Below are 12747 nucleotides of genomic sequence, written 5' to 3'. Positions count from 1 at the left end.
TGGATGACTCACAACAGATCACGAACGGAAGTCGAGAGTTTATGCGTATTGCGTTGTTGACGGCGGGAACCCGGGGCGATCACCAGCCATATCTCGCCCTGGCCGATGAATTCCGTTCGCGCGGACACGATGTCGCGATGACCGCCACCGAGAACTACGCCGATGTGGTGCGACGTTCGGGCTTCGAGCCGCACGTCATTCCGTTCAACTCCGCGGAACTGCTGGAATCGCCCGCGGCCAAACGCGCCCTGTCCTCTGGTAAGACGTTGCCGTTCGTCCGGATCATGGTGGACACCGTCAAGATCATGGCCGGCGAGCGTGGTGAGTGGACGCACCAGGTGCTCAGCGACGCATGTGAATCGGCCGAGGTGATCGTGTCGTGCGCCTCGACACTGCCGTGGGCGATGGAGCGCAGGGAGAAGACCGGGCAGACCGTGATCGGGGGCTTGCCCTATCCGCTCGAGCGCACCGGTGAGTTTCCTTCGTCGTTCATGGTCAAGCATATGATGTCGTCGCGGCGACTACGGCTGGCCAGTTACTCGGCGTTCGAGGTCGCCTACGGTGTGGCCTATCGCCGGGTGGACCGGCGGGTGCGCGAAATGATGGAGTTGCCCGGTGCGCCCCGGAATCCGTTCCGCCGCATGCGCGAAGACGGTATTCCGCTGGTGCACATGGTGAGTCCGGTGCTGTTGCCGAAACCTGGTGACTGGCCGGACCGCTCGACCGTCGTCGGTGCGCCGATCATGCCCGCCCGGCTGCGTGACGCGTGGGGCGAGGCAGTGGTCGACCCGGCGCTGACCGAATGGCTCGACGAAGGCGAGCCGCCGATCTACTTCTGTATGACCGGCATGCCGATCCTCGATCCCGTCGGTTGCTGCGATCTGGTTGACGCCGTCTGCCGCAGACTCGGGGCCCGCGCCCTGGTGACCGTGAAAGGAGAGGGCTACCCGCGTGGTATCGGGTACGACCGGAGACTGTACGTTCTGGATTCCTTCGACTACGACCGAATCCTGCCGCGGTGTCGCGCTGTCGTCCATCATGGCGGCAGTGGAAATACCCACGACGTGCTGCGGGCAGGTCTGCCCGCGGTAGTGATCGGGGTGCACAGCGATCAATTCTTCTACGGCTGGCGGATATCGGCGCTCGGGATCGGCGCCGACTTCCCCTATCCGTCGCTGACCGAGGATCGGCTACACGATGCACTGGTTGCGGCGTTGACACCCGAGGCGCTCGACCGGGCCGAGAAACTCGGCCGCAAGGTCTCCGCCGAAAACGGTGTCCGCGCCACGGTCGACGCGGTGGAACGCCTCGCCGTCTCGACATCGGCCTGAGCCGTGGCCGATTCGATGCACGTCGCGATCTTCACCGACTTCCACCCGGCCACGCTGGGCGGCGTCCAAACCGCGATGCGGTCGCTGTGCGACGGCCTGCGCGGCCTCGGTCATCGCGTGACCGTATTCTGCCCTCCCGCACCGGGTTCCACGGCCTCCGATGCCGATACGGTCGTGCTCGGATCGGTGCCGATCTCGATGTCGAACGGACTGCCGGTCGTCCTGCCGACCCGAACCAACCAACGCATGATCGATGCCGCGTTCACCGAGCGCGGCCCCATCGACATCGTGCACGCGCTGACGACCTACGGCTGCGGGATCTCGGGCGCACGCGCCGCACGCAGACACGACATCCCGATCGTCCAGACCATGCAGAGCCGAGATGACACCGTCATCGAAAAGTATTCACCATCACCATATCTGGCCGCTTTGACCATGCGGTTGGCACACGGATGGTTCGTGCGGTCGCACCGACCACCGGCATACGCCGGCGACGGCCGAACCGCCCGGCTCGCATGGCGTCCGCTGATCGCGCAGGCCCACGCGTCTGATCGGGTGATCGTGCCAACCCACCACTTCGCCCGCCGGTTGGCCGCGCGCGGCGTGGACAGGCCGATTCACGTGGTGTCCAACGGGATCGATGACGCGTTGCTCGACCGAATCCGCGTCGTGGGCGACACCCCGATCAATACTGGCACACCGCTGCGTGCCCTGTGGTGCGGTCGTCTATCGGCGGAGAAACGTCCGCTCGAAGCGATCCAGGTGGCGCGCCTGGTCGACGAATGCACGCTCGACATCTACGGCAGCGGCCCGCTCGCCGACCGCGCCCGTTCCGCGGTCGCCGAGGCGGACCTGGGCCACCGCGTCCACCTACACGGCGAGGTCGATCAGGCGGATTGCCTGACCGCTATGCGCAGTCACGACCTGCTGCTTCTCACCTCTGACTGCGATACCCAGGGCATGGTGCTGCTCGAAGCCGTGGCAATGGGCCTGCCGGTCGTGTACTGCGACCCTGAACTCTCCGAAACCGTGCCCGGCGAGGGCGGCGTTCGTGCCCTGGACCCGTCGCCGTCATCGCTGGCCACCGTGCTGCATGCCCTCGCGCGGGACCGAACCCGCTTGCAACTGATGCGCAAAGCACTCGCAGCGCACGCTGATGAACCGCGCCAATCGAGGCACACTGCCCGAATCCTGTCGGTATACGCCGAAGCGCTGTCCGGATCGAACACGCACCGCTACGACCGCATCTGACTTGACGATCACTCGGCGAAGACGAACGCTACTGGAGGTGGAGGACAGCGGCCCACAGTCCGAGGATGTCGCGGTGCCGTCGACGGTCACTGCCAACGCGACGTAACTGGGACCGGTTCTGCCATTCGGCCATCCCGTCCATCACTTTGATGCTCTTGTTCTTGTCAAGCGGTGGCGAGCCATGCTCGGTAGGTGTTGGCGAGTTCGTCGTTGCGGGTTTGGCCGCCTTCGATGCGGGACAGTGTTCCTGGCCAGACACCGAGATGCCTTGCGGCAGCGGTGAGCGTGATGTTGAGCCTTCGGCGTCCGGGACGCAGGTCGGCGTAGTCCGGGATTGAGATTGCGCTGGTCAGCCACCCATGGATCTCGTGGGCGATCGCGCGTTTGAGTAGACCCAGAATCTGCGGTTTGGACCGGCCCGCCTGCGTCTGCGGGGTCACAAATGACTTGGTCGTCTCATGCTTGGATATGCGGGCCGGGGCGATGCGGTGCAGCGCATTTATTGGCTCCACGATCACAACTGCGCGAAAGTCGGTGCTGCGTAGTCTTTCTGGAGGAGGCTGGCACTGGAGCTGCGCCGCACCGAGCGTCGAATGAACTCACAACCCCGCAGTCTTTCGGGGTTGTCGCCGGTGGCGACCAACAACTGGGTTCCCTGAATCGCTTGCGATTCTTCTCACACGCATCCCGGTATAGGGGTGAACCTGTCTGCTTTCGCCGAAATTCCCGCTTTTGGACGACTCCACCCGAATCGTTCGAGTCCATTCCCCGAGGTGCCTGGTAGCCTCGCCCGCGGACATTTATGAGTCGTTGCCGGGGGCGGTTTTCCGCGGCCCGGAAAACACCCAGAGAACACCCGCCCAGCAGGGGGCATGCCCTTGCCGACACCCCGCCAGGTATGTAAGAACCAGTATTCTCAAGACCATTGAATGGACTGATGCCGAACGATTTCCAGACTTTCCACGATTGCATCTTGACTCGCAGGGCTCACAGCCTGCTCGGGCTCGCTGGCGGAGGATAGGCCCCGCGAAAGCCAACCCCGCCGCACCGGCAACCAAACCCGTTGCGCAGGCTCGTGTCCGGGACGTGTTCAAGATCTGACCTCCCGATTGAGCGAAGCGCAAAAGGGCTGCGACCTTCAGGTTCCCTGAGGCACGACGCCTCGAGGTGTCGCTCGAGCGCCTTTCGGCAGCGCAGAGCGACTCCCTTCCAGCGGCTCAGAAGTCTGTTGGCCGACGAATGAAACCGTCCACATCGGGTGGCCGACAGATCTCGGCCGCAAATCCTGAAGTTGTCAGGAAGTGTAGTGCAAGCGAGGACGCCCTGAGCGCTGAGAGCCGTGCCCGGAACAGCCTCATCCAGGTAGTCCAGTGTCGGGATGCCGGGGATACAGGTGCACATCGTTATCTGACCGGAAATACGCAGCGTTGCGGATACGTCGGCTGCAGGACTCGGATCGATCATGACTGAGCAACGCCGGCATCAATAGCAGAATTAGATAATGCACAATTAGTCACGCGGTTACCTACAGCATACCTATGAACCACCGTTGTAGGCATTGCTGGTGTAATCTAAGCTGGCGTCGGCCAAAACTTGACGAGGACAGATAATGAGAACAAAAGTTGTCGAGGTGCTGCCGATTCTTGGTACGGTGGCCGGTGCGACGCCGGTCATGTCCGCACCGTCGGCGGCCTCGAATACCGCCTGTTACGGTAAACGTTGCGAATTGGATGACATTACCGAAGCCGGAACTGGCACGTGGTGTGCGGATATTGTCGCGAACAATGGGCCCAGCCACGGAACGATCCATGTGAACAGACACCTTACGCCTGTTTGCGCCTACGACGAGCGTCTGGATGAGTGGGCCACTACGCCGGAAGTCTACCGTTCGGCGGTGCGCTTCCTCCTTACTACTTGGCAGCTAGTGCCGATATCAACGTGAGCTGGCAGATCGGTGCTTACGGCTGACCTGAACACCCCTGCTGTCCCCTCGGCTCGGCTCTGTCGGTGATCTTGGAATTGGGTGCACGTGGCAGCTGGTGGTCAGCTGCGTCTGGAGGTGGTGTGAACGAGGGGCGACGATGGTTGACGTGATCGTGGTCGGCGGCGGGCCGACCGGGTTGTTGCTGGCTGGTGAGCTGAAGCTGGCTGGAGCGGAGCCGCTCGTGGTGGAGGCGGCCGACGACCGTGCACGGCGCTCGCGCAGCTTCCACATCCGCGGGTTGAACCTGCGGAGTATGCAGACGCTGGCGCTGCGCGGGCTGGACGCTGCGCTGATCGCCGAGGAACGAGCGATGTTCGAGTGGATCGCGGCCGAAGGCGGGTCCGGCGGCGCCGACCTCCTGAGGAGAATGCTGGGCGAGGGCAGAATGCGTGGGCACTTCAGTCTGCTGCCGCTGCAGACCGAACCGAGCGACGACCGCTGGGTCGTTCTTCAGCCGCACCGATTGAACCAGGTGCTCGACGACTGGATCGTCTCGCTCGGGGTTGCTGTACAGGCTGGCAGCGAGGTCGTCGACATCGTCGACGAGGGGCCCGCCGTGGTCGCGAAGCTGGCGGATGGCCAGTCGTTGCGAGCGCCCTACCTCGTCGGGTGCGACGGCGGCCGCAGCGTCGCACGGAAGTCGATGGCCATCGACTTCGACGGTACGGACGCGACCATGACCGGTCGGGTGGCCGCTGTTACGGTCGCGGATCCGACGGCTCTGCGGTCCAGCGTGCGCAGTCCCGGTGGGCTGCTGTTGCTGTCAATGGTGCCGGGGGAGATCTCGACCATCGAGTTCGCCGGTGGACCGTCCGATCGGCACGCACCGCTGACTGCGGCGGAGATGCAGGACAGCATCCGGCGGGTGTCAGGTGTACCGGACGTGGAGGTGACGAGATTCGACGGCGGCATCCGGTTCAGCGACAACACCCGGCAGGCCGTGACGTATCGGCGGGGCCGCGTGTTCCTCGCAGGCGACGCGGCACACGTCCATTCTCCGATCGGCGGGCAAGGGCTCAACCTCGGCCTGCAGGACGCGGCAAACCTGGGCTGGAAACTCGGCCTCGCGGCGCGCGGGCTTGTCGGCGACGAACTGTTGGACACCTACCACGCGGAACGTCATCCCATCGCCGCGCGGGTGCTACGGAACACCCGCGCGCAGGTCGCGATGATGCGTCCCGGACCCCAGGTCGACGCGCTGCGCGACGTGATGTCGGAGGTTCTCACTATTCCGGACGCACATCAGTACTTCGTCGCGATGGCGAACGGGTTCGACATCGACTACGCGGGCACCGGCGAACCATACGTCGGGCGGTTCATGCCGGAAGCTCGGCAGCTGACCGACGGCCGCGGGCTTCTGGTCGGTACGACCGTGGCTGGGTACGAGGACCGGCTGCACCGCGTCGACGGCCGGACCCCCATGCTCGTACGCCCCGACGGTTACGTCGCCTGGGCTTCCTCGCATCGCGACAACCGAGGCCTGGCCGAGGCGCTGGAGCGCTGGTTCGGCGTACCCGCCACGGTCACGGCGCCGCGGCTGTCGAGCTGATCCACCTGACTGTGCCCAAGCCCGCATCGACCGACGACGCCGACCCTACGGCCACGCGCATCCAATCGCGGGACTCGCCACGACTTACGCATCGCCACGGTCAGCATTGCCGCAGTGCCCAGCGCCGCCAGGCGCGACTTCACACGCAGGATACCGGCGGGAAGAATCGATCGTATTCGGAACATGCTGAGACCTCGGTCTATCGACATTACGGCAGAGCCTCTCGATGCTACAGAATTTGCATCCAATTTACCGGCCCTGAGAATGTCTCGACTGGACCGGCTTGTTGTTTTACTGGTGAAGCGGGCGCCAATCCTCGCGGACCTGCAGCATGTATTTCTGCGGAATGGTCGCCGAGCTGGGAACGCCCTCGATGTAAGCTGTTCTGATGCATGTGTATTCGAGCGGGCCGACATTGAACGGAATGAATGCGTTTCTATTGATGTCGGTCGAGTACCGATCGGGGTTGAATACGTCGGGTCTTTCCCGGACCCGCGGATCCCGATGCAACCCATACGGCGAGATGAGCACATGCGAACCGCGTGGGATGGATGAGGTTTCGGGGAGTCAGCGAGGACGTTGGGCATGTTCTCTCGCGACCTCTTCGCGTTGCCTGTCCGGGACGAAACGGATGATGTTGTCGCGGGAGCGGATCGTAAGCTTTTGAAAAATCGAATACATTTGCGCGTTGATCGTCTTCGTAGACCTGCCTCGCCGCGCTGCTATGGCGCTGTTGGGCCATCCGGCGGCCGCCAGGACAGCAACCTCTCGTTCAGTCTGGGACAGCGCGTGCCAGACCGGCGAAGTGTCGCTTCGATCCGGGAGGCCGAGCAGCATTTCGCCGGTGGGTAGTGTCCCTGCGGCTGGCCGCATCGTCTCGTCGCGCGTCGGCCGCAGGAGTGCCTCTTGCCGGTAGGCCGCTTCAAAGGCGCTGTCGCTCAACACACTGCGTGCGGCTTTCACCGCAGTGCCGATATGTTCTCTGAGGGGCGCTAATCCGTCGATATCGACGCCGAGCCGTTTCCCCAGAGCGGCCATACCACCAGCCCGCTGAGCGATTTCGGACGCGAACGAGGTCAGTCTCCGGTCATCGATACCCGCACCCGCGAGTCCCTCGGTAATGAGGTGCGCCAACGCGAACATTCGAAAACCAGAGGCCCACAACTTACCCCACTGATTGCGCGCCTGTGCCATCGCGGCGATAGCATTGTCCGCGGCGAGCAAAGCTTCACGCGCACGGCCTGCCCTGGCAAGTGCGATCGAGAGGGCCATATTTCCCCAGGCGGCAGTACCGATCGCATCGAGTTCGACGACCGATTGCAGATAGCCTCGACAAATCTTCAGCGCCTCATCCGGGGGTGCAATAAAGCCTGCAGCAAACGCCTCGAATGTTCGAACGCAGAGCTCGCCGAAAAGGTCCCCGTTATCGAAAAATTTCCCCGCCGCCCGGTCGAGCACCATGAGAGCGTCGACGCTGTGCTCACGGAACAGCAATTCCGTGCCCCAAGCAAATTCGATTTCAGCGGGAAGGCCCACATCCGTCTCGGGGTTGTTCCGCAGCCGTTGCACTACGTCTGGATCTGAAGTGGAAGCGACGAGGCACTCCTCCAAAGCCTGCGTTCCCCGGTCGGCAGCACCTTCGCACAGCCTGACAAATCCCAGCGCGCTCAATGCCATGAGGTGCGACTGTGTGGGCCATTGAAGGTTCATGCGCGCGGTATGCAACGCTGTTTCGAGCCATCGCCGCGTAGTAGGAAGCGGCGAAACAGCAAACGAAACCTGCAATGAAATGAGTGTCATTGAGATATGCAGCCCGATTTCGGATCGGCCGGGATCGTTGAAACTCGATTCGATCGCAAGTCGAATATTGCTCCACTCCTTGCGCGTCCATTCGTGGATCCTGACTTCGTCGAGATATTTTGGTTCTTTTCGAGCGCGGATCCGAGCCTCCAGCAGGGTGTCATGGTAATAGCAGCGATGCCGACGAGCGAGACGGGCCAACTCATCGGTAGTGCCGGTAGATCGTTCGACAAGGCGTTGCTGTGCATACACCCGCAAGCTTTCCGCCAGCGAATACCGGACCGATGTAGTGGAGTTGTGCGCGGAAACAAGCGACTTCCGAACCAGCCGTTCCAATAGCACCCGGATTTCCGATCGCGGCAGCAGTGTCGAAGGCTGATGCGCGGCCGCAGGGCATGCGGCACCGCCCTGATCAGCGCCAAGCGCAGTATCGTCGGAGCAGATAGCCTCGATCGCTGCGAGATCCGCACCAGCGCCGCCCGCTACCAGAGTGTCAGGCTCTTCGGGATGGCAATCGCGGCTTGGCGCGAATATCGACAGCCGATCGAACAGCAGCCGCTCGTCATCCTGACACAGGTTGTAGGACCATGTGATGTCATCGCCGATGCTCCGGTGACGAGATTCCACCCCGACACGTAGACCATACTCCCATTGCATCCGCCTATCCTCGACGTCGCCGGTCAGCTGTCGCAGGATCATCGGCAATGGCTCGTAGAACATCCGAGCAGCGGCCAAACGGACATGTAACGGGTGCCCGTGGAGATGTCGGCAGATAGCTCTTGCCATGTCGATCTGTGCGGCATCGGTTAGATGCCGACCGGTCAACTCTACTCGTCGTCGGAATACTTCCAATGATTCATCTACCGACATCGGCCCGATCACGACCAGGTGTTCATCAACCCATCCGATCGGCTCCCTGCTGGTTGTCACTATCGTCAGGCCCGCCACCCTGTCCAATAGCTCCACAACGACTTCGCTGGCCGCTCTCAGTACGTGCTCACAATTGTCCAGTACCAACACTGACCGTGCGTTCTGGGCCACATCCGGACATGCCAAAAAGTCCATCACCCCATCCCAGGCCGATGTACCGGCGACTGAGATCGGGCCCAGGACGGTCTCAGCGATTGTCTCCTTGATAGCAGTAATGTCCGCATCGGTGGCGAGTCCGGCCAATTGGGTCCAGTAGATAGGAGTGTGGCGTGCGCGATGCAACCTGCGCACAGCCTCCTCGGCCAGGCGGGTCTTGCCGATCCCGCCGGAACCGATCAACGTAACCAACCGGGGCCGCCCAAGTAGCAAGGGACTGATCCGGTCCAATTCCTGCTCTCGACCTACAAAACCAACCGAGGCTATCGGCAAACCGCGCAAAACTCCCTGACGCCTATCGAACATATCGACACCACACTTCTTGGTTCGGTAGCCGCTCGATGTACGGTGACTTCTACGGTGAAGGTCGACTCGCCGCTTCGGCTGCTGTGCCAAGCGCCCTGTGGTCGCTACCGGCCACAGGGCGCGTGACAGCGAACGGCCGGCAGTTGGATTTCCGCATGAGATGTCGAGCCTTCCGGGTTGGGAGTTGCTGATTCCTACTGTGACGCCCGCTTGCCGCATTGGCATCGGTAACGCATAGGTACCGCGGCAACCTCACCCTTGACTCGAGCCGCACCGCAACGGGAAGAGGCGGCCCCTACAACGCAAGCGATGCCCGCACGGGGCCTGCAGTCCCAACCCGCTCGAGCAATTGCCGTGTCAGTCTGCGCTGGACGCACCGAGCTCAGCCACCGGCAGCACTGTCACGGACAACAAGGCAAGAGCACCGACATATGAAGGATTCCCCGCACCCGCCGATGTCGGGAACCATCGCAACGTGACCCGCCCAGCAGGGGGTCGGTAATTTGACGATGAAGAATTCACCCCTGCGCGCCACAGACACTCCCCAGCGGTCGCAGTGCCATTGTGGTGTTGTGGTGCCGAACCACGGCGCCTCCAGGCCCGACGGCGATGTCGACTTATCCGCCGCGCAGCCGCAAACCGTTTGCTTCCGGGCACGCGGCGCGTCCCATGCACATCAACACAGCGCCGACAGGCGAGGGCGGCCTTCGGCACCGGAGCCATGCGGCCGAACTGGCCGATCACTTCTCCATGTAGGTCGCCGTCCACACACGGTGCTGACTCGCCGCAGCGGCGTCGTCGACAGAATCGGCCGACACGAATCTGATGATGTCGTGACGTGAGGAGATCATCAGTTTCCGCAGGATCGCAGTTATCTGCGCGTCGACTGTTCTGACGGAGTTTCCGCGGCGTGCGGCGATCGCGCTGTTGGTCCACTGGGCTGCCGCCAATGTCGCGACCTCCTGCTCCGCCACAGTCAACGTGCCCCACGCCGATTCGGTATCACCGGCATCGTGAAGGCCCGCGGCCACGTGCTCGTCCATCGACAACGTGCCCAACGCCAATCGCTGCACCTCGGCCGATTCGGGACGTAGCCGCGAACCCTGCGATTGCGCCGCGGCGTACGCAGAAGTTCCGAGTACTTGCCGCGAAATCGCAACGGCTTGGTCGTTTTCCGCCGCGAACAACCGGAATCCCTCCAATTCGAGGCCTAGGCGGCCTCGCAATGTCGCCGCACCACCGGCCAGCCGAGAAATCTCGGTCGCAAGCACGACACTCTCGTCCCGGTCGGCATTTCCGGCGCCGACCGAATCGGTGATCAGTCGCGCCAGCGACCACATTCGAGCCTGCACCATCCACAGCGCGCTCCACTGATCACCGCTGCGGTACTGGTAGGTGAGCGCGGCCCGCCCAACGTCCAACGCCGCAGCCGGGTTGCCGCTCTTGGTCAGGGTTATGGCCAGAGCCATCTGCGCCCAGGACGTCGCCTGCGGAGCCTCGGCGGCGGTTGCCACTTCGAGGGCGTGCTCCGCGAGTTCGCGAGCCAATGTCGTCGCCCCGGATACTGCCGCGGATATCGCCGCGAAGGTTTCGGCTGTGACTGCCGCGCGTGTTTCTCCGAGGTGCTCGAACTTGTCGCGTGCCCGGAGGAAAGTAGCGGTAGCCGCGGAGTCGTCGTGGGCCAGTATGAGTTCCATGCCCCAGGCCAATTCGACATGGGCTGGCAGCCCGATATCGGTCTCGACTGATCGCCGCCAGTTCGCCCGGCTATCCGGATCGGGCAGGCAGAGGCGGACACACTCGTCGAGCATCCGCTCGGCATCCTCTGGTTTGCCCTGATTCAGCGCGACCCATACGAGCACGGCCAAGGCATGTGTTTGGAGCTCGGCCGGCTGTGGATCGAGTGCGCGCGTCGCAGCCAGGGTGCGATCGGTCCACAGTCGAATTTCCCGGAACGATCCTTTCAACCAGGGCATACGCAGCGCGAACAACCCGATGCAGATCTCCAGACCGTGAACGGACTGACCCGGTGCGGCGGTGCTGCCCTCGATCGCGATCAGAATGTTGTCCCACGCCGCCACGGTCCAGTTCAGGTAGTCGTACTCGGCGGGGCCGAAACATTGAGCCGCGGCGGCGGAGACCTTGTCCCGGTAGTACCGACGGTGCCGCGCGGCCAGCCGCTCGGGCTCATCCGACTCTACGTCGGTGCGTTCCCGAAGCCGTTGTGCGGCAAAGACTCTCAGTGTCTCCAAAAGAAAGTACCGGGTCGCGGTCGGTGTGATGCGCACCGACACCAGCGACCGCTCGATCAGGTGCTCGAGCAGGTCCTCGATCTCGTCGCGGGCCAGACCGAGCCGCATGCTGCCAGGTTCTGCCTCGACGTCGGCCTCATCGCAACAAACGACCTCGATCGCCTCTAGGTCCACGCCCTGATCGTTAGCAGCGTCACCACCGTCATCGCCGGGGCCGCTGTCGTATCCGGCGGCGAACACCGACAACCGGTCGAAGAGCAAACGCTCCTTGTCCGCGCACAGGTCGTAGGACCAGGCGATAACGTCCTCGACGCCGCGATGGCGTGGCTCGGCACCCACGCGCAGTCCGTCTGACCACCGCATTCGCTGGTCGTCTTCCGCACCGCTCAACTCCTGCAGGATGGTGGCGAGCGGTTGATCCACCAGCCGTGCTGCGGCCAATCGGATGTATAGCGGATGGTTGTGCAGATGGCGGCAGATCGCTGCGGCCGTGGTGATCTGATCGTCGCCGACGAGCGGGCGACCGGCGAGTTCGGCTCGCTGCCCGAAAAACGTCACCGCCTGGCTTGGCGACAGCGGGGGAACCATTACCAGCTGCTCGTCGACCCACCTGATCGGCTCCCGGCTGGTCGCCAGCACGCTCAATCCCGGTGTCGCCTCCAGGAGTCGGGCGATCACGATCGATACGGCGTCGAGCACGTGCTCGCAGTTGTCCACCACCAAGACGCTCTGCACCGGTCGTCCCACGGCGTCGACCTCGGTCACCGCGTCGACGAGCGCATTCCACGCCGATCGGCCGGAAAAGTCCGTGCCGACCACCGACTCGGCCACTGCGTCCTCGATCGCCGTGACATCGGAACCTTTCGCCAACCGCGCCAACCGCACCCACCGCACCGGTATGTGCCTGGCTCTGTGATATCGACCGACGGCCTCGGACGCGAGCCGGGTCTTTCCGATCCCACCCGGTCCGATCAAAGTGACCAACCGCGTCGGGCGCAGCAACATGGTGACGATCTTGTCCAGCTCGGCACCGCGGCCGACGAAGTCGTTCGGTTCCGGTGCCTCGGTAGCGTGACTGTGACGTGTGACTGACACGATCGACAACGTTAGTCCAACCCTGGCATCGCGGGTCTCGCCATTTCCGCCACTCTGCCCAGCCGATCCATCTGTTGGCGCACATAACTTCCG

General features: G+C 63.3%; 8 protein-coding genes. 4 read left to right on the top strand and 4 right to left on the bottom strand.

Features of this window, described 5'->3' with window-relative positions; all coding sequences use genetic code 11:
* The first annotated feature begins 41 nt into the window (after positions 1 to 41).
* On the top strand, positions 42 to 1331 hold the full coding sequence (locus ACQPXH_RS26740) for a glycosyltransferase (protein WP_433599232.1): 1290 nt from the start codon (positions 42 to 44) through the stop codon (positions 1329 to 1331).
* Positions 1332 to 1334: 3 nt separating this feature from the next.
* A complete protein-coding gene (locus ACQPXH_RS26735) occupies positions 1335 to 2582 on the top strand; it encodes a glycosyltransferase (RefSeq protein ID WP_433599231.1) in 1248 nt (415 codons plus the stop codon).
* Positions 2583 to 2746: 164 nt separating this feature from the next.
* On the opposite strand, the gene ACQPXH_RS26730 is transcribed toward ACQPXH_RS26735, so the two are convergent.
* Complete coding sequence (locus ACQPXH_RS26730) at positions 2747 to 3022, bottom strand: XRE family transcriptional regulator (protein ID WP_433599230.1); 276 nt, start codon at positions 3020 to 3022, stop codon at positions 2747 to 2749.
* Positions 3023 to 4191: 1169 nt separating this feature from the next.
* On the opposite strand from ACQPXH_RS26730, the gene ACQPXH_RS26725 reads away from it, so the two are divergent.
* Together ACQPXH_RS26725 and ACQPXH_RS26720 are read left to right on the top strand one after the other, a co-directional pair.
* The gene (locus ACQPXH_RS26725) at positions 4192 to 4524 is read left to right on the top strand and encodes a hypothetical protein (RefSeq protein ID WP_433599229.1); all 333 of its coding nucleotides are present in this window, start codon (positions 4192 to 4194) and stop codon (positions 4522 to 4524) included.
* A 139-nt stretch (positions 4525 to 4663) separates the two neighbouring features.
* On the top strand, positions 4664 to 6115 hold the full coding sequence (locus ACQPXH_RS26720; protein WP_433599228.1) for an FAD-dependent monooxygenase: 1452 nt from the start codon (positions 4664 to 4666) through the stop codon (positions 6113 to 6115).
* A 291-nt stretch (positions 6116 to 6406) separates the two neighbouring features.
* Here ACQPXH_RS26720 and ACQPXH_RS26715 read toward each other — a convergent pair whose 3' ends face one another.
* The 3 genes from ACQPXH_RS26715 to ACQPXH_RS26705 all read right to left on the bottom strand — a co-directional run bounded on the left by ACQPXH_RS26715 (position 6407) and on the right by ACQPXH_RS26705 (position 12654).
* The gene (locus ACQPXH_RS26715) at positions 6407 to 6664 is read right to left on the bottom strand and encodes a cytochrome P450 (RefSeq protein ID WP_433603590.1); all 258 of its coding nucleotides are present in this window, start codon (positions 6662 to 6664) and stop codon (positions 6407 to 6409) included.
* Positions 6665 to 6682: 18 nt separating this feature from the next.
* Positions 6683 to 9307, bottom strand: a complete 2625-nt coding sequence (locus tag ACQPXH_RS26710; protein ID WP_433599227.1) for an ATP-binding protein — start codon at positions 9305 to 9307, stop codon at positions 6683 to 6685.
* 740 nt (positions 9308 to 10047) lie between these two features.
* Entirely contained in the window at positions 10048 to 12654 is a 2607-nt protein-coding gene (locus ACQPXH_RS26705; RefSeq protein ID WP_433599226.1) for a helix-turn-helix transcriptional regulator, read from the bottom strand.
* Positions 12655 to 12747 lie beyond the last annotated feature (93 nt).

Origin of the sequence: Nocardia sp. CA-135953 (assembly GCF_050955735.1) — a bacterium.
Taxonomy (GTDB): Bacteria; Actinomycetota; Actinomycetes; order Mycobacteriales; family Mycobacteriaceae; genus Nocardia.
Note: the sequence above shows the minus strand (reverse complement) of the source record. Positions and strands in the feature narration are given on the sequence as shown.